The organism is Jatrophihabitans lederbergiae (genome assembly GCF_031845305.1).
Taxonomy (GTDB): Bacteria; Actinomycetota; Actinomycetes; order Mycobacteriales; family Jatrophihabitantaceae; genus Jatrophihabitans_A; species Jatrophihabitans_A lederbergiae.
The window spans coordinates 1-21858 of sequence record NZ_JAVREH010000036.1 but is presented as its reverse complement, the minus strand read 5'-3'; the positions used below and the strand labels follow the sequence as shown (position 1 = coordinate 21858).

Below are 21858 nucleotides of genomic sequence, written 5' to 3'. Positions count from 1 at the left end.
AAATCCCTCAGTCGATCGTCACGTAGTCGGGGCCGGAGTAACGGCCGGACGCGAGCTTCATCCGCTGCATGAGAAGGTCGTTGAGCAGGCTGGACGCGCCGAAGCGGAACCACTCCGGGGTCAACCAGTCGTCCCCGGCGGTCTCGTTGACCAGCACCAGCTGCCGGACGGCGTCCTTAGTGGTGCGGATGCCGCCGGCCGGCTTCACGCCCACCTGGCGTCCGGTGGCCACCCGGAAGTCCCGGACCGCCTCGAGCATCACCAGCAGGACGGGACCGGTGGCTGCCGGGCTGATCTTGCCCGTCGAGGTCTTGATGAAGTCCGCGCCGGCGACCATGGCCAGCCAGGACACCCGGCGCACGTTGTCCAGGGTGGCCAGCTCCCCGGTCTCCAGGATCACCTTGAGGTGCGCGTCGCCGCAGACCTCCTTGACCGCCACGATCTCCTCGAACACCTGCAGGAAGTGACCGCTCAGGAAGGCGCCCCGGTCGATCACCATGTCGATCTCATCGGCGCCGGCCGTCACCGCGTCGCGGACGTCGGCGAGCTTGATCGGCAGGTCGGCGCGACCGGACGGGAACGCGGTGGCCACGCTGGCCACGGCCACCGCCGAGCCGGCGAGCGCCTGCTTGGCCGTCGCGACGAGGTCCGGGTACACGCACACCGCGGCGACCGCCGGGACCGTCGCGTCGGTCGGGTCAGGACGGCGGGCCTTGGCGCACAGGGCCCGGACCTTGCCCGGCGTGTCCGCACCCTCCAGCGTCGTCAGATCCACCATGGAGATGGCGGTGTCGATCGCCCAGGCCTTCGCCGTGGTCTTGATCGACCGGGTCGCCAGCGCGGCCACCCGCTGCTGCGCCCCGACCTCGTCCACTCCGCGGAGCCCGTGCAGGAATGTCCGCAGCGACCCGTCGGACGACGAGATCTCCGGCAGCTGCACCGGTGAGCGACTGGACAACTGGACGGTCATTCGGACGTCGCTCCCCCGCTGCGGGCGCGGAGCCGTGGGCGAATCTCCGGGGCATGGGCGGCGGACGGGGCGCGGGTGCTGCCTCGCACGAGAAGGGAGGTGTTGAGGACGATGTGCCGGCCGTCGTCGAGGATCCCGTCGGTCAGCCGGGACAGCAGCAGGCGCATGGCCAACGCCCCCTGCTCCACGTCCGGGCGGGCGATGCAGGTCAGCGGCGGCTGCAGGAGCGAGCCGAGCGAGAGATCGTCGAACCCGATGATCGAGATGTCGTCCGGCACACGGACGCGCATGTCCCGGAGCGCCTTGAGCGCGCCGACCGTCATGAGGTTGTTGGCGGTGAAGATCGCCGTCGGCGACTCGGGAAGCGCGAGCAGTTGCAGGGTGATCTGCCTGCCGGACTCCTCGCGGAAGTCACCGGTCATGTCGTAGACCGGGTCCAGCGCCAGATCGCCCTCGGCCAGGCCCGCGAGGAAGCCGGCGCGCCGGCCACGGCCGGGAGTCGTGTCCGTGGGGCCGTTGATCATGGCGATCCGCTCGTGCCCCAGCGATACCAGGTGGGACGCGGCGGCGCGGGCGCCTCCCTCGTTGTCGACCAGGACGACGTCGAAGGCCTCGCCGCCGGAGACCTCCCGGTCCAGCAGAACCGCCGGAACGCCCGCCTCGCTCAGGGCGTGAGGGCCGAGATCCTGCTCGTGCGCCGGAGCCAGGATGAAGCCGTCCACCCGCGGCGTCAGCTCTGCAAGGATGTCCGCCTCGAGCTCACTCGACTCGTCGCTGTTGGCCAGCAGCATGTGGTAGCCGAAGCCCCGGCTGGCCTGCTCAAGCCCCTTCACCACGGCAGCGAAGAATGGGTTGGTCACGTCGGGCACGACAACTCCGATAGCGCCGCGACGACCGGACTTCAGCGACTGGGCCATCGGGCTGGGCGAGTAACCCAGCTCCTCGACCGCCTCGCGGATCACCGCAGCCGCACGGACCGGCTGGCCGGCGAGCCACCGCGAGACGGTGGCTGTCGACACTCCGGCACGCGCCGCGACGTCGTAGATGGTGGCCATGCACCCCCCTCACTGAAACCGATACCAGATAACGGTTGCAGATGAGGGTGTGACGGTCAACACGGTGAGGCGCAGCGGTTACCGGATTGTTACCAAGGGAGGTCCGAGGGTGCCAGGTTGCTGGTGTGGAACTACGCCGCCAGAGCCATCGGCCGACGGCCTGGCTTATCACTCGACTCGTCGAGTGAACACAATTGCCCCCACGAGGCGCGAGCTCACGACGCTCCGTCTTACGCGGAACACTGAACGGCATCGTGAGTTGAGGGGTGGCCCTCGCTGACCGGACGTCGGATGCGGCGATCCCGTTTGTCGTCAACGTCGGCGGGCTCGACACCGACGCACGCACCTGGCTGTGATCCCGGTGAGCCCGGACATCGTCCGGCTTGGAACGGGCAGCCATCCGGTTGCTGAGCAACTCCGAACGCGGTCTGGCGGGCGGGGCCAACCGGCACATCCCGGGGCCCCGCCCAGAGACAGAATCCGATGACGAGGGCGCTGGAGCAACTCGAGACAGCTGGAACGAGAGGTCGCGGCGCGATCGGATGCGCCCGTGCCGCACGATCTGACAACTGCTTCGAGACGCGATCCGTCACGACCCGGTGATGTCATGATTCTGCCTGTGCCGCAGGACCCTTGGGCCGCGTTGGCTGCACCACCGTTCGTTGAGGGGGCGTACGCCTCCGTCAAGGGGCGGGTCCGGACGTACGTCCTGCACGCCCAGCTGCTGCCGCACCTCCCCGACCCGCCGGCCACCGTCCTGGACGTCGGCGGGGGCGCGGCGCACCAGTCGCTGCAGCGAAGTTGTCTCCAACTGGCCCAGGTTCTCGGCACCATTGCGGAGGTCGCAGAGAACGCCAGGCGACAGCACTGGTCATGTATGGCTCTATCGGCAGTCGATCAGAGGTGGCCGGCCGTCGGGAGCACGGACTGCTCGGGGGGTAGCACGTCGAAGAAGAAGTCGGAGTAGGCGCGCTGCTTGCCTGCACGAGTAGTTCGGGCAGACCGGGGATGGAGTGGAACGCGAAGTGCCAGACGTAGGGGTTGGCCAGCACTTGGTTCCACGGCGCCACACCCGGTACGACGGTGTCCATGATGACCACGCGAGCGGCGTCGGCGAAGCGCCGCAGGTAGCTGTAGACGGTCATGCCGCCCAGGTCATGCCCGACCATCGTCACGTCGGCCAGAGCCAGAGCGCCGACCAAGTCGTGCACTACCGCTGCGATCGCCGGGGCCGAACCGTCGGTCGCGTCGCCGGTGGAGCCTCCGACGCCCGGCAGGTCGAACGCGACTGCCCGGAAACCGTCCGATCCGGCCGAGCGCATGACCTCCCGCCATGCCCGATGCGACTGAGTCCCGCAACGCTGAATCGTCCGCCAGCTGGTCTCCGCGGAGGTTCGTCATGGACTCACCTTGGCAGCAGCTACCGACAACGTAACGACCCGCAACCGCAAGCCCAGGTCCCGCCCACCGCAGACGCCTTGGGGCATTCGGCAGCTGCGTCGTGATCGCCGCAAGGGGCCTCCGCTTGCGGGCACTTCGACGTCAGGAGGCGTGCTGGTCGCCGAGTTTGTCGAGCAGCAGGGAACGGGCGAACGTCGATGCTGGCAGGTGCCGCTGTTCGGCGGCTCGTTGGATTGCGTCGTATTCGGACTGCCGCAGCCGCAGGGTCAGCATGCGAGATCTGTTCGGCCAACTGATCGAGGCGTCGGCTGGGAAGTCGGCTTCTGGCTCGGCGTCTGCAGCGGCCTCGGCGCGCACCGCCTCGTCCTGCAGCTGGCGGGCTAGCTTGGGGTCAAGTCGCTTGGTCATGAGGTTCTCCCCTCGGTGTACAGACGCAGGGCGCGGCCGGTAGCCGGCCACGCGGTCATACCGTGCAGGTCGCCGTCGAGGTCACGGTAGGCGAGTACGACCAGGACCGCTCCGGCGCGGGCGAGTAGCCGATGACCGCCAGGGCGTTGACGCGTGAGGTCCAGTATGGGTCCACCTGCACGGCGTCGACGTCGTTGACTGCCTCGGCAGTCCAGTCCACCTCGATGTCGACCGCGCCGGGGTAACGCTGCGAGCGGGTCAGGTGCTTGGCAGCCATCTCAGACCAGATCACCTCCACCGATCAACCGTACACGAATGTTGTACAGATCCGGACACTGACAGGTATCAGCGTGCGCTGCGTGGATGCCGCTGCCGCCCGACAGGGGGTCGACCTCACCCGTAGGGATGTCAGGTCCGGACTGTTGATCGGCCACGCCCGCGAGTCTCCACCGAGGAACAGGACCTGACCGCGCAACGCGACGGCCTGGTCCGGCTTGGCGTCGACCCTTCCCGGTTGTACTCGAGGATCGGCCATCGTCCGGATGACGATCGGACACCGGGACGCGCGTCCCGGTGTGTCGGACTGGAGGCAGCGCCGCCGCCGGTGGCCGTGTTGTCTGGCAGACCGCAGCGCTGGTAGGACTGGCAGTCATGATCCTGCAACCTGTCCTCGAGGGCACGGGTCCGGCGGTGCTGCTGCTGCACTCGACGGCGGCAGACGCCCGGCAGTGGCGACCTCAGATCCGCGAGCTTCGCGGCGAGGCCACCGTCGTGGCGCCGGACCTTCGCGGGTACGGCCGGTCGCCGCTGGGCTCAGAACCGTTCTCCCACGCTGGCGACGTGGTGGGGTTGATGGATAGAGCTGGGACTGGACCGCTGCGCAGTGGTGGGCTCCTCCGGAGGTGGCGCCGTGGCGCTGCAGGTCGCGTCCACGGTCCCCGAGCGGTTGAGCGCCCTGGTGCTGCTGTGTGCCGCGGCCGAGGGTGTGGAGCCGACCTTGCTCGCATCACCTGCAAGGCCACCATCGTCTCCGGAAACCGCGACCTGCCGTGGGCCGGCCATCTCCCCAACCTCGAGCGCCCGACCGAGACGACGCAGCTGATCCGCAGATCGATCCGCCCCTGACCACGGACAGCCCCGCCCGACCCGTCCCGCAAGCCGACCGCCGAGCGGACGCTATCGACAGCGTCGGCGCGAGGGGCTTCTCGTGGTTGTTGTCGCGGTGAGGGTCGAGGACCAGTGCCGGGGCCGCTGGAGCGTCCCGGGAATCGTGGTCGAGGCGTCCCCGCCTGCCGCGTCGAGCTGTGGCTGGGTGAGGAACAGGCTGCTGCTGAGCCGCGCGTCCCGCAGGTCGGCACCTCCTTCGCGACACCCGGATCATCGGCAAGGTCGCACTCACCGCTATACAACGAGGCGGCCTTTCCTCGTGCACGCTCGGGTACTCGCTGTCGGAGTCCGACTTCCCGTGAGGTTGAACGGCACGGTCGCCCGGCGGCCCGCGCGGTCATGGCAGGCCGGCACGACGTCGCCGACCGTGACCCTCCGCCCCAGGAGGCCCGGGACCGCTGCAGGCGCCCTCGGCGCCGCCGACTGTGCCCACTCGGCTGCCGTTACCGGACCCTGGCTGACGGCTAGGCCTGTTCACGCCATTGCCCCGGCACTGCGAGCGGCTTGACCAGCGGCGACGCCTTCGTTAACGTCTAAAGAGACCGAACGTTCTCTCTACCTCATGAATGACAGCCAATGACTATCATCACGACCGCGGTGCTCGTGCACGGCGCTCTGAGCGATGCGTCCATCTGGAAGGGCGTGTCCGCTCGTCTCCAGTCCCAGGGGCACCGGGTCCTCGCCCCCGCCATGCCGATGCGCAGCCTCGACGGCGACGTGTCCTACCTGAAAGCGTTCCTCGCCAGCATCGACGGGCCGGTTGTCCTCGCGGGGCACTCCTGGGGCGGCACGGTTATCTCCCACCCAGCGTTCGCAAGCGAGCAGGTCAAGGGCCTCGTGTTCGTCTCGGCGTTCCAGCCCGAGGCCGGCGAGTCCACCGGCGAGCTCAACGGGAAGTTCCCGGGCAGCCTGCTCGGCGAGCCCAGGGTCGTCGTGCGGGCGCGTCCTGGCGGCAACGACCTGTACCTGAAGCCCGAGCACTTCGCGGAGGTGTACGCGGGAGACCTTCAGGCCGAGACGGTGGCCGTCATGGCTGCCGCGCAGCGTCCGATCGATCCTGCAGCGTTGGGCGAGTCCTTCGACCGCCCCGCCTCCTGGACCAGCATCCCGTCCTGGACCCTGGTCTCGACCGCCGATGACTCCCTGCCGCCGGCAGCCATGCGTTTCATGGCCGAGCGCGCCGGCTCACACACCGTCGAGGTGGCCTCGTCCCACGCCTCCCCTGCGTCCAACCCGGACGCCGTCGCCGGCCTCGTCCACGCCGCGCTGACCAGCGCGGCCTGAACCAGCAAACGCCCACTCGCCGCCTGCCAAGGCAGGCCCGGACCGGGCAGCAGGAAGGGAAACATGAACGTCGCGCGCAATCAACTGACGGTCACAGCCGAGGCAGCATTGCACTTGGTGCAGGAGGCCGTCGCTCAAGGCGCGACCCGAGGCGTTGCCGTCTCGGTCGCCGTCGTCGACCCGACCATGACGCTTGTCGCTTTCGTCAAGGCCGACGGCGCGACGGCGCACAGCGCCGACACCAGCCGCCGGAAGGCGAACACCTCAGCATCGACGAGGCGGCCGACCGGATGGATGGACGCCGACCTCGCCGCGGCCATTCCGCCAGCGACAGGCGGGGCCCTGACCAACATCGCGGGTGGGCAGCCGCTGCTGGTGGACGGACAAGTCGTGGGCGGCCTCGGCATTGCAGGCGGCACCCCGGCTCAGGACGCGCAGATCGCCGAAGCTACCGTCGCCGGGTTCGGGCCAATTAGCTGATGCAGGAAAGGAAGGCTGCCGGGCCCGTGGTGACGCCCGCAGTGCAGGCTGTCAGCGTGCCCGTGTTCGTGATCACCGGGCTCGGCGCCTTCCTCGCTTCGATGGACGTGTCGCTACCCAACGGGCTGCTCCCCTCGATCGGTCACAGCGTCCACGTTGATGACACTGCGGCGCAGGCGTGGGTCTGCCGTCTTGACGCGCATCGGCGGGTGGCTCTCGACAGACGTGCGGCCTCTCTGCTGCGCGGGCCGATCCCCACCGCCGCCCGCAGGAAGTGGGCGTGGGAGCTCTCCCAGGTTCACCCTGACGCACCCTGCAGAGAATCCCACGCAGCTGCGCACACGCATCTCTCAGGAAGGGAGTCCAGACGGTATGCCGCGTTCTTCTGATACACCCCGCGGTAGCGATGATCCAACGGAGCGGCTCGACGATCTGGAAGCTGCGGCGTGGGTGCTGGCCGCGGTGATCGCCACGCACCTGGAGGCTGGTTCGACATCCCTGTCCGAGGCCATCGCGTCTGACGCGTCGCGAACGGCGGTCTTGGCAGCGGCCGGCCTGGTGCAGCGCGACGGTGACGACCTCGTGACCCATCCGCTCCTTGAAACCAGCGCCACCTCCGCCAGCGTCGCCGCTGCCATGCTCAGTTCGCTACGCCTGGCCGTCGCTGCCGCCGGGAGCGAGACGACACAGGGCTGGGCTGAGCAGCCCGACGAGGTACTGCTACGACAGGGGCGTGCGTCGGCCGCAACGGGTCGCGCCATCGCCAAGCGCATCGTGCCCGACCTGACGGGTCTGCTCGAGCGCCTGTCCAGGCCAGGTGGCCGCGTTCTCGACGTCGGCACGGGCGTGGGGGCTCTGGCGATCGCGCTCGTTCAAGAGCTCCCGCACGTGCGGGTCACCGCTATCGACATCCTGGATCGGGCGATCCGACTGGCTCGCGTCGAGCTTGATGGCGCTGGCGTCGATCGCGACAGCATCGAGCTTAGGCAGCAGGACGCGGCCGACCTCACGGAGGTGGACTGTTACGACATGGTGTGGCTCCCCGCCCCCTTCCTGACGGTGGAGTCGCTCGAGGCGACCATCCCCCGCTGCGTCCAAGCGCTCGCTGCGGACGGGTGGATCGTCGTGGGAACCAACCCTCCGCCGACGACCTCATTGTCGTCCGCCGTCGCACAGTGGAAGGCGCACAGGAGCGGCGGGAGCGGGGCGGACGCGGACCTGATCGCCTCGATCCTCGAGGACCTAGGTATGGGAGACGTAAGTCGCCACCGCACGTTCCCGGGAGGGCCAGTCCTGGTCGCGGGTCGGCGAACGAGCGGTAACAACAGATAGAACAGCGTCGACAGTCGGGGCGGTGCGGGGTGGCGGCCTCGCCTGCTGTGACGGGCTCCGCCGGCGACGAGGACAAGCGCAGGCGGACACCCCGAACCAGGGCGTGCCTCAGACGTTGCGGTGTGCCCGCGCCTGGCGCGGCATGGAGGGGGAGAACGATCGGTACAGTTATGGCCATGACCGTGAGATCACAGCCTCGCGACCGTCTGGTGGACGCCGCGACCAGGCTGTTCTATCGCGAGGGGCTGCACACCGTCGGTGTGGACCGGCTGGTTGCGGAGGCGTCGATCACTCGCGCGACGTTCTATCGGCATTTCCCGAGCAAGGACGACCTCGTGGTCGCGTATCTTGATCGTGTCGACGGCGACCTCCGGGAGGCCGTGACCGCCGCGACCGCTGGCGTCGCGCCACCAAACGCAGTCGAGGCGCTGGTGGGCTTGATCGGCCGCACCGTGTGCTCATCAGGCTTCCGGGGCTGCCATTTCATCAACGCGGCCGCCGAGTACCCGGATCCTGCGCACTCGGTCCGGCAGGCCGTCGAACGGCACCGGCTGTGGTTCCGGGCCACCGTCACGCAGCTGGCCAGAGCGGCCGGGCATCCGGACCCGGACTACGCCGGGCAGGCGCTGAGCATTCTTCACGACGGTGCGTTGGTTGGCGGCGAGCTGGACGACCCGCGAACGATCAGCAGCACCCTGGAGCGGCTCGTTCGCGAGATGTTCTCTCAATGAGCGCACTGCTAACCACACGGTCGCTAGGGCAGCCAGCTGCAGCAACCGGGCACCGCGTGCGGTGGTGGCGCTCGTGTTGCCAGGCGTTTCCCCCGCCGACGGCGCGCTCGCCTCGGCCCAGCAGCGTCGCGTGGTGGTCTACCTCGTTGTTCGGCTGGCTCTCCTCATCGGGCTGCGGGCTTTGTGGGACGGCGCCCACACCGTGACCGGGAGGAGGGGTGCGTGACAGCTAGCTCGGGTGGGGTGCACCGGGTGGCGGTGCTGGCGCTTCCAGATGTGGTGGCTTTCGACCTGTCGATCCCGGCGCAGGTCTTTGGCCACCGCGACGAGCGCGGCCGCTACGAGGTCCTGGTGTGCAGCGCCAAGGGCCGAGTGGTGCCGACCACGACGGGCTTCTCGATCACCGCCGGCGGTGACCTGGACGACGTGGTGGCCGCCGACACCATCGTCGTGCCTGGCTACTGGCCCCCGGTCGATCCAGGGCCGCGGGTGACCAGTGCTCTGCGGACGGCTGCTGAGCGCGGTGCGCGGGTGGCGTCGGTGTGCATCGGCGCCTTCGCCCTGGCAGCGGCCGGGCTGCTCGACGAGCGCGACGCGACGACCCACTGGCAGCACGCGCGCGAGCTCGCCACCCGCCACCCGCGGGTCCGGGTGGACCCCGACGTGCTGTTCGTCGACGAGGGCCGGGTGCTGACCAGCGCGGGCGTGGCCGCGGGCATCGACCTGTGCCTGCACATGTACGCCATCGACCACGGCGCCCAAGCCGCGACCGCCGTGTCCCAGCGCATGGTCGCCGCGCTGCACCGACCCGGAGGCCAGGCCCAGTTCATCCGCCGGCCGCTACCGCCGCAGGGCCAGGACGACACCATCGCGCAGGTGTGCACCTGGGCAGTCAGCCAGCTGCACGAGCCACTCAGCGTGGACGCACTGGCCCGACAAGCCCTGATGTCGCGGCGGACCTTCGCCCGCCGATTCACCGCCGAGACCGGACTGACCCCGCTGCGCTGGCTGCTCGCCCAGCGCGTGCTGGAGGCGCGGCGGCTGCTGGAGGCCACCGACCTGCCCGGGGAAGAGGTCGCCCGCCGCAGCGGGCTCGGCAGCGCAGACAACCTGCGCCTGCACCTGGCCCGCGACGCCAGCGCCACCCCCACCAGCTACCGCGCGGCCTACCGCGGCCGATCCCCCGGTCCACCAGGCAGCAACGTAAACGGAAGCGACGGGCACTGATTCGTCCACCACCAGCCCTCCTCGACTTGGCAGGATCCTCGGGGAGGATGGCACTTCACCCCGTGGCGGATCAGCGCGCCGGCAGGCAACCTCAAGGCATGGACATCCAGACCACGCAGACCACCCCGGCCAATCCCGCGACGCCGGCCACGTCCCAGGACATCCAGCACGGCGTGCAGGTCCTGCTGGGGCGCAACCGCTCCTTCGCTGCCACCGACGCCCGCCAGCAGGCCACCCCCCTGCCCTTCGTGCCCCGCGAGCTGGCCTACGTCATCACCTGCATCGACCCCCGCGTGGACCCCGGACAGATTCTGGGCGTGGGGATCGGGGACGCCATCGTCGCCCGCAGCGTCGGCGGACGGGTCAACGACGCAGTCATCAACGACATGGCCTGGATCAGCTACCTCAAGGAGACCATCGCCCCCGACGAGCCCTTCTTCGAAGTCGCCGTCATCCACCACACCGACTGCGGCTCCGCGCTGATGGCCGACGACAGACTGCGCACCGGTTTCGCCGAGCGCAACCACCTCGACGCCACCGCCCGCGACGCCCTGCTCGACGTCGCCGTCACCGACCCTCACACCACCGTGCGCCACGACGTCGAGCGCCTCCTGGCCTCCCCCGACATCTCCCCCCGCATCCGCGTCTCCGGCCACGTCTATGACGTCACCACCGGCCTGGTCACCACCATCGCCCCCGCCACCAACCGTCAGCAGGACTGACCCGTGGACCCGCACGGGACGCACGGCCCGGCCGCAGCGGACGCCAGCACGGCGGCGCTTGAGCCGGTCCACGCGTTGCAGATCGGTTTCCTGCTCTTCGACCAACTGGACCAGATCGACCTCACCGGGCCCTTCGAGGTCCTCTCCCGCCTCCCCGCAGCCACCATCCGGCTCTACGGCAGGACGACCGAGCCCGTGCGGGACGTCAACGGCCTGCGCCTGCAGGCCGACGCGCGACTGGCCGACGCCCCGCAGCTGGACGTCCTGGTCGTCCCCGGAGGCGCCGGGCAAGAAGCCCTCATGGAGGACGAGGAGGTTTTGGGCTGGCTGCGCCGCCAGGCAGCCGGAGCCCGGTGCGTGCTGTCCGTCTGCACCGGAGCCCTGCTCCTGGGCGCCGCCGGCCTGCTCGTCGGACGCCGGGCCACCACCCACTGGGCCAGCGCCCACCTACTGGGCGCCTTCGGAGCGGAGTCCGCGCCCGAGCGGGTGGTGATCGATGACAAGTTCGTCTTCGCCGCCGGTGTCACCGCCGGCATCGACGGCGCCCTGAGGGCCGCCGCCGACCTGTGCGGGGCGGAGGCGGCACAAGCGATCCAACTGTGGATCCAGTACGCCCCCGAACCGCCCTTCGACGCCGGCACCCCCGAGACGGCACCGCCCCACCTCGTCGCCGCCGCCCGCCGCTCCAGCGCGCCCCTCACCGAACGTCGGGAGGCCAGCGCCCGAAAGGTCGCGAGCCGTCTGGGTCAGGTGGAGGCTGGCCGACGGTGAGAGGACTCTGACCGGTCCGCGGCGCGTTCTCCTGCACCCAGGGCACGAGCCCTCAGCGTGAACGAGCCGCTGCACCTTGATCGCGTGCGGTGGCCCCTCCCCTGGACCACGGGGGCCACCTTCAGAAGGCTCCGTCGACCTCGAACTCGTCGACCGTTTGCCTGACGTACCGCTGGCCGTCGCAGCACGCGACGGCCGCACCCCCTATACATCGACGCCGCAGCCGACGTCGCCCCGGACACCGACGTCCACGCCCTCGAGCCCGGTCGGCCCCTACCGCTCTGACCAGGGCTCTCTGACCCAGACCGCCGGAGGTCGCGCCCTCGGTGCACGGGCGCGATCGCCGACCACCAAACGAAGTGGAGCTGACCACATGAGCTACCTGAGCAACGGGACGTTCGTCCTGCAGTCCGGTGAGGGTCGGCTGATCCCGGGCCCCGAGGGCCTCACCGTCAAGGTCGGCACGGACGAGTCCGCAGGCGCCGTCGCCGTGCTGGAGTCGATGTCCGAGCCCGGTTTCGGACCACCGTTGCACATCCACCACAGCAGCGAGGAGCTGTTCTACGTCCTCAGTGGCGAGTTCGAGTGCCAGATCGGTGACGAGCGGGTGCGGGCCACCGCCGGCTCGTTCCTGCTTGTGCCGCGAGGTGTGGCGCACGCGCCGCGGGCGGTCGGGTCAGGGCCCGGCAAGGTGCTCATCATCTTTGCGCCCGGTGGCCCGGACAAGGTGTTCGACGAGCTGGCCGCACTGGCCGCTGAGACCGGTGGCCCGCCGGATCCCGACGACGAGCACGTCAGGGCGATCCTGAGCAGGCACGACTCCCAGTTCGTCGGACCACCGCTGCAGTGAAAAATGACCCGGGCCAGGTGTCGGGAGCGGCATGAGCATCACCAGCTCCTTCGACCCGGTACTTCCTGATTCCGATCTCGCGCGCTCACTCCGACATCGACGCCGTTTGGGATGCAATTGCCTTGCACACCTCCGGGGGCATCGCGGAGCGGCGCAGCCTCCTGTGCCGGCTGGCACGTGAAGGCGGAGGCCTCGACCTAGGGCTCGGCGCTGAGTTCGTCGTCGCCGAGCAAGCCGAAGCCATACATGCCACCTACCCGCGGCTTGACATAGAAAAAAACCCTGGTGGACGTGATCACGGAGCAGGTCAAGCGCACCCCCTCCAAAGCGCCTCGGTACTCGATCGCGGACGTCCTGGTAGCCGAACGCGCAGCATCACCGCAGCTCACCCGGATGGAACTAAAGCACCGCGTCGGCACACTGGGGAGGCAACGCAGGATGACCAGCCGCCCCGTGTCGGTGCCGATCGAATAATCACCCCGTCGTGCTGCGCTGTGAAATTAACCCCCTGCGCGACAGTGCAGGGGGTGTCTGCCGTGGAGGATTGGGCGGAGCTCACCGGTACCGCTGCGCTACTGCGCGCCAGCGGCGTCGCGGTCGTCAAGGTCCTTGGCGTCGTTTACCTGCTGTGCATGGCCTGGGCTGTGAGCCAGTACCTGCCGCCGCGGTCGGCCCGCCAGATCGTGACCTCAGCGGTGCTGGGGAACCTGCTCAACCCGGAACTGACGATCTTCTTCGCGTTCCTCCCTCAGTTCGTGCCCGCCGACGCGGGTCAGCCGGTACGCAGATGCTGGCGCTCAGCGCCGTTTTCATGGTGATGACGTTCGTGTTGTTCGCGCTCTAAGGGCTGTTCGCCGCGCCAATCCGTACGCGGCTGCTGAACCGAACCCGGATCGTGGACCGGTCGCGCCGCGCCTTCGCAGTGTCGTTCGTCGCCCTCAGCGCCAAGCTCGCCCTGACCGACCGCTGAGTCGGCCGGCCTACGGGGTTGACTGACGGCCACGCCAGACGACCCTCTGAGACCGGGATCGCTGACTGGTACTGCGCTGCTGGACATCAGCCGTGCTCTGGCGGTCAGCGGGGGGTGGCCAGGCGGCGTGCTGCCTCGACCACGAAAGTGCGGCGACGCTCGCGCTCGGTGGTATCACCCCCGTCGGCCCCGGTGATCATCTGTGCGAGTTGAGGGACGGTCTGCCACCAGGCAGCAAGGGCGATGAGGGCGAACACGAGATGGTCGGCAGCGAGTCTGTCGTCCAACTCGCCGTCGCCCTGCGCGCGTCGGATGTGCTCGATCTTGTCCCGGTAGTGAGCAGAGCGCCGCTCGGCGTCGGCCGCGGGAGCGTGGCCGAGACCCTCCCACTGCAGCAGCCGCGCGAGCTCGGGATGTCGGGCGTGGTAGTCATACGTCGCCCCGGCGAACTCGCCGATGTCGTCGAGGCCGACGCCGCGCACACCCACGGCGCGAGCCAGTCGCTCGAGCTCGTCGCCCAGGACGGTCTCCCAGAGGGCCTGCTTGTCGCCGAAGTAGCTGTAGAGCCGCTCCTTGTTGATGCCCGCTCGCTCGGCGATACGAGTCATCGTTGTGCCCTCGAGTCCCCGCTCGGCGAACTCAGCGGTCGCCGCCTCCTTGAGCCGTCTGCGGGTCCCCTCGGTGTCCCAGGCCATGCCGCCACTCTAGGCGAGTCCAACGACGACGTTGCAGATGTCTCCACCCCGACGTACGGTGGGCAACGTCCAACTCAACCGTTGGTGTTGGAAATCTCTAGGAGCAGCCATGCCCGACACGGTGCCGACGACCGGGACCACCCCGGCTCACGCGACGCCCACTAATCACGACGAGAGCTCGACTGCAGGCACCGTCGCCGTGGTGACCGGCGCCAACAGCGGTATCGGCAAGGAGATCGCTCGTCAACTGCTTGCCGCAGGGCTCACCGTGCACATCGGGGCCCGTGATGCAGCGCGAGGACAAGCCACGGTGGACGAGCTCGGCGGCAAGGCGCGCCTGCTGCACCTCGACGTCACCGACCCCCACTCCATCACCGCCGCTGCCGACCGCGTCCGCGACCTCGACGTACTGGTGAACAACGCCGGCATCAGCGGCGACAACACGACCGCCCCCGAGACGCACGTCGACACCTTCCGCCGCATCTACGAGACGAACGTCTTCGGCGTGGTCGCTGTCACCAATGCCTTCCTGCCCGCACTGCGCCGCTCCGCGCACGCGCGCATCGTCAACATCTCCAGCGGCACCGGGTCGCTACAGTGGAGCACCGGCCCCAACCCCCAGTTCGACCACCGCATGGGAGACGGTGTGGCCGCGGCCTACCGCTCCTCCAAGACCGCCCTGAACGCCCTCACCGTCTACTACGCGCAGGCCCTGACCACCGATGGCGTCAAAGTCAACGCACTGGCGCCCGGCCTGCGCGCCACCAACCTCAACAGCCGCGCAGCCACCAGCGGCGGGGACCCGGCCCAAGCAGCGACCGCAGCGCTCCGGCTCGCACTCCTGCCCGACGACGGGCCCACCGCCAGCTTCTTCTCCTGGGACAACACCACCGCCCCCTGGTGAAGCCAACAATGTTGATCCACACCACTGCGGCCGGGCGTCGCCCACAGACGAAGAAACCGTGCCGGCAGGAGTCGTGATCAGCCCGCCAACCAATCCGATGACTGACCGTTCCGATAGCCGAACGGCGGATTCTGGGGGACTGTCCTGAAAGCGGTGTTTCCGGCCTGACACGTCGAGCGGGAGCTCGGCGAGAAGGGTTGGCGTCTGATGACGGCGACACTGGATGGCGTGGCGAAGAAGAAGGACTCGGAGCAGTCGGCTGAGCAGCAGGCTGCGGTCGAGCTGGTGCGGTTGGCCAAGGAGCTGGGGCTGTCGCTGACGGGCCCGGACGGGCTGCTCAAGCAGCTGACCAAGACGGTGCTCGAGTTTGCTCTGAACGAGGAGGAGACCCGAGCACCTGGGCTATGAGAGGCACGACCCAGCCGGCGCCGGGACGGGCAACATCCGTAACGGCACCCGCGCCGAGACCGTGCTCACCGAGAGCACCGGGCACGTGGACATCGACGTGCCGCGGGACCGGGCGGGCACCTTCGAGCCGCAGATCGTGCGTAAGCGGCAACGAAGGCTCAACGGCGTCGATGAGGTCGTGCTGTCGCTTTATGCCAAGGGTTTGACCACCGGTGAGATCTCCGCGCACTTCGCCGAGATCTACGGTGCCTCGGTCAGCAAGGAGACCATCTCCCGGATCACTGACAAGGTGATCGAAGAGATGAACGACTGGGCGGTGCGCCCGCTCGACTCGACCTACGCGGCGATCTTGCCCCCAAGCACTTCGTGCAGGGAGGTGCCCCCTTCGACGCGATCGTGGTCAAGGTCTGCGACGGGCAGGTCGCGAACCGCCCGTTCTATGCGGCCATCGGCGTGACGCTGGCCGGCGAGCGCGACATCCTTGGGCTCTGGGCTGGCACCGGCGGCGAGGGCGCGAAGTTCTGGATGGCGGTGCTCACCGACCTGCGCAACCGCGGCGTCAATGACATCTTCTTCGTCGTGTGTGACGGCCTCAAAAGGGCTCTTCAAACTTAACCGGGCAATGACCTAGTTTTTGGGTTCCGGCGCGCCTGCGGGTGGGGCCCGCGGCTTCTTGAAGTCTTGCTGTTGCGACACGGCAGACGACGAGAGGCCACGGGCTGTGCATGAGGATACGACTGTGTTGTTTGGGCTGCCCGGATTCTGGGTCAGACAGGTCAGCCGAGACGAGTTCGGCGCCAGGACGGTGCATGTCCAGACCGATGACGAGACCGCGGCGGGGTGCCCGTCGTGCGGGGTGGTCTCGAGGTCGGTGAAGGGCCGGGTCATCACCAGGCCGCGGGATCTGCCGTATGGAGCCGTATGGAGAAGGCTTTATCTCGATCGTGTGGCATAAGCGGCGATGGCGTTGCGTGGAGCCGTTGTGCGGGCGGTTGTCGTTCACGGAGTCCGTGCCGGAGGTGCCGGCGCGCCGAAGGACGACGGGTCGCCTGCGCCGCGCGGCGGGCAATGCGGTCGGCGACGCGTGCCGCTGCGTGGCCGAGGTCGCGTGTGCGTTCGGGCTGTCGTGGCCGACCGCGCACGAGGCGGTGATCGAGCTGGCCAGGCGGGAGCTGGGCGAGCCTGCGCCGACGAGTGCGCTCGGGATCGATGAGACCCGCCGAGGCAAGCCCCGCTGGAACCAGGATCCCGAGTCGGGACGGTGGTTGCGGACCGATGCGTGGGACACCGGCTTCGTCGACCTCGCCGGGACCCAGGGACTGCTCGGGCAGGTCGAGGGCCGCACCAGCGCCTGCGTAGTGGACTGGTTGCAGCAGCGCACGCCGGAGTTCCGGGCCGGGATCCGGTTCGTCGCGATCGACCCGGCCGCGGTCTACGCCAAGGCCGTCCGCACCCCGGGCCTGCTCCCGAACGCCGTGCTGGTGGTCGATCACTTTTATGTCGTCGCCTTGGCCAACGCGGCTGTGACCGCCGTCCGCCGCCGGGTGATCTGGGACCAAGAAGGCCGCCGAGGCCGCAAGGCAGACCCGGCGTGGGCCAACCGGCGCAGGCTGCTCACCGGCCGGCAGCGGCTGTCGGAGAAAGCGTTTCAGGCAATGTTCGACAGTGTCATCGCCTCCGACACCACCGACGAGATCCTGACCGCGTGGATCGCGAAAGAGGAGCTGCGCAACCTCCTCGCCCTGGCGCGGACCGGTGCGAGCAAGTCGGACGTCGCGGCGCGGCTGCACTCGTTCTACAGCTGGTGCGCCGGCTCTGACATTGACGAGCTGAGCACCCTGGCGACGACCGTCGAGACGTGGTGGCCCGCGATCCTGGCCTTCCTGCACACCGGCATCACCAACGCCCGCACCGAAGGACTGAACCGGCTCGTCAAACAGTCCAAGCGATCGGCCTGCGGCTACCGAAACTCGGCCAACGGCCACCGCCGAATACGCTTGATCTGCACCCGGAACCACCGGGCGGCAACAGCAACCTCAAGAACGTTGCCCCCTTAACCTTGAAGAGCCCCTTCGACACGGAGTTGATCGCGGTGCTGGCGGCGATCAACCAGGCCGTTCCGCCGTCACTGACGCTGGACATGCTCCTGGCCCTGCGCGGGCCGACGCCGCGCCGCCCCCGCCGGGCGAGGAGAACCTACGCCGCGGCGGCGCCTACGCGGTGACCGAGCGGGTGATCCCGGGGCCACCGGGCGCCCCCGGGGTACCGCTGCTGATCTGCCCGCCCGTCACCACGACGAATATCCCGACCGGAGTCATCTACTACATCCATGGCGGCGGAATGGTCATGGGCGACAACCGGCTCGGCATCACCGACATGCTCGACCTGGCGCAAGAACTGTCCTGCGCGGTCGTCTCGGTGGACTACCGACTGGCGCCCGAGTCCCCCCACCCGCGCCGATCAAGGATTGCTACGCCGGGCTGGTGTGGACCGCCGAGCATGCCGACGAACTTGGCGTGGATCCAGAGAGGATCGTGGTGGCCGGGGTCGGCAACTGGGACCGCACCGCCAACGAGGCCGGGTGGACCGCGCTGCTCGGGTCCGACCGCGGTGGACCGGACGTCTCGCCCTACGCCGCACCCGCGCGGGCAACCGACCTGTCCGGGTTACCACCGGCGTTCATCGATGTCGGGTCCGCGGAAACCTTCCGCGACGAGGACATCGCCTACGCCAGCCGGATCTGGCAGGCCGGAGGCGTCGCCGAATTACACGTATGGCCCGGCGGCTTTCACGGCTTCGACGTCCTCGCCCCCACACCCAACTCTCCCAAGACGCACGCGCCGCCCGGATGCGGTGGCTGCGGCGCATCTACCAGGCTTGACCCGACCCAATTCCCGCCGGGCGGGACGGGCGATCAGCCCCGCCGGCTGGGGCTCGTCAGCAGCACACCACTTTTCAGCCACCCCGACGCCGGTCGCGCCGTCGCGAACAGAGGAGCACAGCATGGGCACGATGGACGGCAAGACAGCGATCGTCACCGGTGGCGCCCGGGGGGATGGGCGCCACCCACGTGCGGGCGCTGGTCGCTCAGGGCGCCTACGTGGTCCTAGGCGATGTTCGAGACGAACAGGGCGAAGCGTTAGCCGCCGAGCTGGGCCCAGCGGCGCGCTATGTCCACCTGGACGTCACCGATGAGCAGCAGTGGGCCGCCGCAGACTTCCGGCTCACCCTGGAGATCAACCTGGTCGGCCAGTTCCTCGGCATGGCGGCCGTCCTGCCAGTGATGCGAGCCCAGGGCCGCGGGTCAGTGATCAACATCTCCTCCATCGCCGGTCTCGCGGCCGGTTACGGGCCGCCGGCCTACACGGCCAGCAAATGGGGGATACGTGGGCTGACCAAGACCGCCGCGCTGGAGATGGCCGGCACCGGCGTTCGGGTCAACTCGGTGCACCCTGGAATCATCAAGACGCCCCTGTCGGCCCACCTCACCGACGAGGCCACGGCCCACCAGGTGATCCCACGGCAAGGAGAGCAGCGCGGGAGGTGAGCGAATTGGTTCTTTACCTGGCTAGCGACTCGTCCTCCTTCAGCACCGGCGCCGAATTCGTTATCGACGGAGGAGCGCTACTCGGGCCTGCACCCACCGCGAACTGACCCTGGAGACAGAGGCTTGCCATAACGGGGGGCCGTAGACGGCAACATGCCAGGCCTCGGCGGGCGACCAAGGCCGGAGCTGCGAGCCACGCGTCAAGCTCCCGCTTGGTTATCGGACCGCCCGTCTCACTCCTCGTTTGCCTTGGATAGTTCCACGTCGCCGGCGCCATCACACAGGTGCGCAGGGCTTTCATCGTCAGCGCGCGAGGAGATCGATAGCGACCTTGAGTTGTTCGAGGTAGACGCCTCGCGTGTCGACCTGATGCTTGATGCCGATCGATGTGCTGATTAATGTCTGCGTGACCTTCGTGGCCGTTTTTCGCTCTGACTCGACGGAGATCGCGTCTGCAACTAATTCCTCAAACCGCCGCGGCATGGTTTGGACAATGGTTCCGAGTAGGTCGGGGTTTTCCTCGATGACCGTCGAGATGTCGCGACTCAGCGGGCCAACGTAGCGGCCGGCCCACTGGTCGAAGGACTCAAGAAGCCGCTCATGGAGGGGTCGGTTGGTGCCGGCCAGCACACGTTCGACCTCGGCGATGTCCTGCTCCAAGGCATGGGTCACCGCGGAACGGAACAGAATCTCCTTGGAGGCAAAGAGGAAGTAAAGCCCGGGCCGGGAGATGTGAGCCGCCCGCGCCACCTCCTCCATGGACGTCTTCCGGTACCCGAACCGCGCGAACGTGACTAGCGCCGACTCCAGGACCGTGGCCCGACGGTCGGTCTCCACGACCGTCGACGAGAGGGGGCCAACATCGAGACTGCTCATGGAACTAGCATAGGAACGCCAAGCATAGTTTACAACAGTTGACTAATGCGTATAGTGAGGTTATGTCCAACCACGAGCTCATTTCGACGCCGTTCAGTGCCTCCACGACCGCGGACGAGGTGCTCCACGGCGTCGACCTCACCGGTCTCCGGGCGATCGTCACTGGAGGTTCCTCCGGCATCGGCGTCGAAACCGCCCGGGCACTTACCGCCGGCGGCGCGCAGGTGACGCTCGCCGTTCGTAACACAACCGCAGGCACCGCCGTCGCCGAAACGATCGCGAAGTCGACCGGAGCGATCCGGCCCCGAGTCCTCCGCCTTGACCTCGCCGCCAGGAGCACCATCACACGGTTTGTCGAGGCGTGGGACGGACCGCTTCACCTGCTCGTCAACAACGCCGGCCTGGTCACCGGCGGCCTCGAACGAACCCTGGAAGGCTGGGAACTGCAATTCGCCGTCAACCACCTCGGCCATTTCGTCCTCGCCACCGGCCTGCACGACGCCCTGGCCCAAGGAGCCTCCCAACGCGACGGAGCACGAATCGTCTCCCTCAGCTCGACCGCGCACATGCGCTCGAACATCGATTTCGAAGACCTGCACTTCACACGTCGCAGCTACGAACCCCAGATCGCCTACGCCCAGTCCAAGACGGCGAACTCCCTGTTCGCCGTCGAAGCCACACGCCGTTGGGCGGCCGAGGGCATCGTCGCCAACGCGGTTAACCCTGGCGGCGTCGCGACCGGACTGCAACGCAATTTCACACCCCAGCAGAAGGAGTCGCTCGATGCGGCCGAGGCCGCCGGCGTCTTCACATACAAGACGATCGAACAGGGAGCCGCGACCAGCATCGTCGCCGCTGTCGCCCCCCAATTCGCGCGAACGGGAGGCCACTACCTCGACGACGCGCAAGAGGCCTACACCGTGCCGGATAATGCAGAACTTGCACAGCATCCCCACGGCGTCAAGCAATGGGCCCTCGATCCCGCTGCCGCGCAGCGCCTCTGGGCCGTCTCAGCCGACCTCATCCAGGCCTAATCCCCGCAGCTTCCGCCGAACACGTCGGACCCCCGAGCAAACCGGACCGTGCTGCACCTGCCGCCCAAGGATCGTTCGCGGGCTGGTTCGGTGGCCCGGTCAACGTTTTGCTTGCGGGTGCTGGTTTCAATCGTCGAAACAAGGTACACGGCGATCACGACGCTGCTCTCGACTGTGTGATCACCGTGCGCGCAAGCCTTGAAGAATCACCGCGAGGGCCCTTCTTGGCCGGGGTTCCCACTGGGAGGGGGCATGCGCGATAGTGCTCCGAGCAGCAGAATCACGTCGGTTGCGTCGAGGTCGCTACGCACGTCGCCTGATTCTTTCGCACGATCAAGCAGGTGGTCGAGCGTGTCTCTGAACTTGCGTGTCGGTGTGAACCGAATGCGAGCGATGTTCCTCGACCCTGCCGAACACCGCAATCACACGTTAAACCAGGCGTGCATCCGTTCAATTGAGCGGTAGATACCGCCCCGATATAGGGGAATATCGGCGCTCCCGGGTGCGCGCGTGGGATCGGAGTGCCACAGCGACCCCTACGCCGAATCGCCGCTGCGGCCAGTGCCCTAGCCTGCCCCATCTGGCGGAAACCCAGAAGGCGAAGTCACACATCGACGTGGCGGATCAGGAGTTCAAGGCGTCGGAGTCGGCGATCGGTCGCTGGGTGTTCACGCAATATCGAGCACCTTGACTGGCTCGCCTCCGTGCCCTGGGTCTGGCTTAAACCGTCCGAGTGGGTCCCACTGACGCTGCCACAGTCAAGAACAAGCAGAAACTCGTCAAACGTCCTCGTGGAGGGGTGCTCGATATCAGGATCGATCCGCTAGTGTTGCGTGAATGAAGTAGCTGTACCTCGCGGTAGCATGGTGTATGTCGTTGACTGTTGCCGTGCAGATGCTCGCTGAGGACCGCGCCGAGTTGACCCGTTGGACGCGGACGCCGTCGCTGCCGGCGGGGTTGGCCCAGCGAGCGCGGATCGTGTTGCTGGCCGACGAGGGTGTCGGGACGAACGAGATCGTGCATCGG

At 68.3% G+C, this 21858-nt stretch carries 20 protein-coding genes and 6 pseudogenes; 18 read left to right on the top strand and 8 right to left on the bottom strand.

Features of this window, described 5'->3' with window-relative positions:
* Nucleotides 1–7 precede the first annotated feature (7 nt).
* Together deoC and RM423_RS18395 are read right to left on the bottom strand one after the other, a co-directional pair.
* Nucleotides 8–970 carry a deoxyribose-phosphate aldolase gene (gene deoC / locus RM423_RS18400; RefSeq protein WP_311424507.1) on the bottom strand — a complete coding sequence of 321 codons (963 nt, stop codon included), beginning with the start codon at nt 968–970 and terminating at the stop codon, nt 8–10.
* A complete protein-coding gene (locus RM423_RS18395) occupies nt 967–2025 on the bottom strand; it encodes a LacI family DNA-binding transcriptional regulator (RefSeq protein ID WP_311424506.1) in 1059 nt (352 codons plus the stop codon). The genes deoC and RM423_RS18395 overlap by 4 nt, the downstream gene beginning before the upstream one ends.
* A 607-nt stretch (nt 2026–2632) precedes the next feature.
* Here RM423_RS18395 and RM423_RS25790 point away from each other — a divergent pair.
* Nucleotides 2633–2815, top strand: a pseudogene (locus RM423_RS25790) (SAM-dependent methyltransferase); the annotation flags it as partial.
* A gap of 205 nt (nt 2816–3020) precedes the next feature.
* On the opposite strand, the pseudogene RM423_RS25785 reads toward RM423_RS25790, so the two are convergent.
* The 3 genes and pseudogenes from RM423_RS25785 to RM423_RS18380 all read right to left on the bottom strand — a co-directional run.
* Nucleotides 3021–3392, bottom strand: a pseudogene (locus RM423_RS25785) (alpha/beta fold hydrolase); the annotation flags it as partial.
* 175 nt (nt 3393–3567) lie between these two features.
* Nucleotides 3568–3834, bottom strand: coding sequence for a hypothetical protein (locus RM423_RS18385; protein ID WP_311424504.1), 267 nt, complete (start codon nt 3832–3834; stop codon nt 3568–3570).
* A 55-nt stretch (nt 3835–3889) separates the two neighbouring features.
* Nucleotides 3890–4111 (bottom strand): hypothetical protein, encoded by a 222-nt coding sequence (locus RM423_RS18380; protein WP_311424503.1) that lies wholly within the window; start codon nt 4109–4111, stop codon nt 3890–3892.
* Between the two features lie 374 nt (nt 4112–4485).
* Between RM423_RS18380 and RM423_RS25780 the strand changes: the two are divergent.
* The 11 genes and pseudogenes from RM423_RS25780 to RM423_RS18335 form a co-directional block, all read left to right on the top strand.
* Nucleotides 4486–4689, top strand: a pseudogene (locus RM423_RS25780) (alpha/beta fold hydrolase); the annotation flags it as partial.
* Nucleotides 4690–4717: 28 nt separating this feature from the next.
* Nucleotides 4718–4936, top strand: coding sequence for an alpha/beta fold hydrolase (locus tag RM423_RS25775; RefSeq protein WP_396327783.1), 219 nt, complete (start codon nt 4718–4720; stop codon nt 4934–4936).
* A gap of 641 nt (nt 4937–5577) precedes the next feature.
* Nucleotides 5578–6285: an alpha/beta fold hydrolase gene (locus RM423_RS18375; protein WP_311424502.1), complete on the top strand. Its 708-nt coding sequence runs from the start codon at nt 5578–5580 to the stop codon at nt 6283–6285.
* A gap of 63 nt (nt 6286–6348) precedes the next feature.
* Nucleotides 6349–6765 (top strand): GlcG/HbpS family heme-binding protein, encoded by a 417-nt coding sequence (locus RM423_RS18370; protein ID WP_311424501.1) that lies wholly within the window; start codon nt 6349–6351, stop codon nt 6763–6765.
* A gap of 372 nt (nt 6766–7137) precedes the next feature.
* The gene (locus RM423_RS18365) at nt 7138–8097 is read left to right on the top strand and encodes an SAM-dependent methyltransferase (protein WP_311424500.1); all 960 of its coding nucleotides are present in this window, start codon (nt 7138–7140) and stop codon (nt 8095–8097) included.
* 176 nt (nt 8098–8273) lie between these two features.
* Nucleotides 8274–8828: a TetR/AcrR family transcriptional regulator gene (locus tag RM423_RS18360; RefSeq protein ID WP_311424499.1), complete on the top strand. Its 555-nt coding sequence runs from the start codon at nt 8274–8276 to the stop codon at nt 8826–8828.
* A 243-nt stretch (nt 8829–9071) separates the two neighbouring features.
* A complete protein-coding gene (locus tag RM423_RS18355; protein ID WP_449555812.1) occupies nt 9072–10055 on the top strand; it encodes a GlxA family transcriptional regulator in 984 nt (327 codons plus the stop codon).
* 98 nt (nt 10056–10153) lie between these two features.
* A complete protein-coding gene (locus RM423_RS18350) occupies nt 10154–10777 on the top strand; it encodes a carbonic anhydrase (RefSeq protein ID WP_311424497.1) in 624 nt (207 codons plus the stop codon).
* A 75-nt stretch (nt 10778–10852) separates the two neighbouring features.
* Nucleotides 10853–11548 carry a DJ-1/PfpI family protein gene (locus RM423_RS18345; RefSeq protein WP_396327784.1) on the top strand — a complete coding sequence of 232 codons (696 nt, stop codon included), beginning with the start codon at nt 10853–10855 and terminating at the stop codon, nt 11546–11548.
* A gap of 373 nt (nt 11549–11921) precedes the next feature.
* Nucleotides 11922–12398, top strand: a complete 477-nt coding sequence (locus RM423_RS18340) for a cupin domain-containing protein (protein ID WP_311424495.1) — start codon at nt 11922–11924, stop codon at nt 12396–12398.
* Nucleotides 12399–12925: 527 nt separating this feature from the next.
* Nucleotides 12926–13216 carry a hypothetical protein gene (locus RM423_RS18335; RefSeq protein ID WP_311424494.1) on the top strand — a complete coding sequence of 97 codons (291 nt, stop codon included), beginning with the start codon at nt 12926–12928 and terminating at the stop codon, nt 13214–13216.
* A gap of 256 nt (nt 13217–13472) precedes the next feature.
* On the opposite strand, the gene RM423_RS18330 is transcribed toward RM423_RS18335, so the two are convergent.
* A complete protein-coding gene (locus tag RM423_RS18330; protein ID WP_311424493.1) occupies nt 13473–14063 on the bottom strand; it encodes a TetR family transcriptional regulator in 591 nt (196 codons plus the stop codon).
* 109 nt (nt 14064–14172) lie between these two features.
* On the opposite strand from RM423_RS18330, the gene RM423_RS18325 reads away from it, so the two are divergent.
* From RM423_RS18325 to RM423_RS18300, 5 genes and pseudogenes are all read left to right on the top strand, one after another.
* A complete protein-coding gene (locus tag RM423_RS18325) occupies nt 14173–14967 on the top strand; it encodes an SDR family NAD(P)-dependent oxidoreductase (protein ID WP_311424492.1) in 795 nt (264 codons plus the stop codon).
* Between the two features lie 207 nt (nt 14968–15174).
* Nucleotides 15175–15972, top strand: a pseudogene (locus tag RM423_RS18320) (IS256 family transposase); the annotation flags it as partial.
* Between the two features lie 314 nt (nt 15973–16286).
* Entirely contained in the window at nt 16287–17432 is a 1146-nt protein-coding gene (locus tag RM423_RS18315) for an ISL3 family transposase (RefSeq protein ID WP_311424491.1), read from the top strand.
* Nucleotides 17433–17434: 2 nt separating this feature from the next.
* Nucleotides 17435–18256 (top strand): annotated as a pseudogene (locus RM423_RS25770) (alpha/beta hydrolase).
* A 122-nt stretch (nt 18257–18378) separates the two neighbouring features.
* Nucleotides 18379–19029: pseudogene (locus tag RM423_RS18300) on the top strand (SDR family oxidoreductase).
* A 196-nt stretch (nt 19030–19225) separates the two neighbouring features.
* On the opposite strand, the gene RM423_RS18295 reads toward RM423_RS18300, so the two are convergent.
* Nucleotides 19226–19798, bottom strand: coding sequence for a TetR/AcrR family transcriptional regulator (locus tag RM423_RS18295; protein ID WP_311424487.1), 573 nt, complete (start codon nt 19796–19798; stop codon nt 19226–19228).
* Between the two features lie 62 nt (nt 19799–19860).
* On the opposite strand from RM423_RS18295, the gene RM423_RS18290 reads away from it, so the two are divergent.
* The gene (locus RM423_RS18290; protein ID WP_311424486.1) at nt 19861–20832 is read left to right on the top strand and encodes an SDR family NAD(P)-dependent oxidoreductase; all 972 of its coding nucleotides are present in this window, start codon (nt 19861–19863) and stop codon (nt 20830–20832) included.
* 206 nt (nt 20833–21038) lie between these two features.
* Here RM423_RS18290 and RM423_RS25765 read toward each other — a convergent pair whose 3' ends face one another.
* Nucleotides 21039–21254: an SbtR family transcriptional regulator gene (locus RM423_RS25765; RefSeq protein ID WP_396327782.1), complete on the bottom strand. Its 216-nt coding sequence runs from the start codon at nt 21252–21254 to the stop codon at nt 21039–21041.
* Nucleotides 21255–21858: the final 604 nt, after the last annotated feature.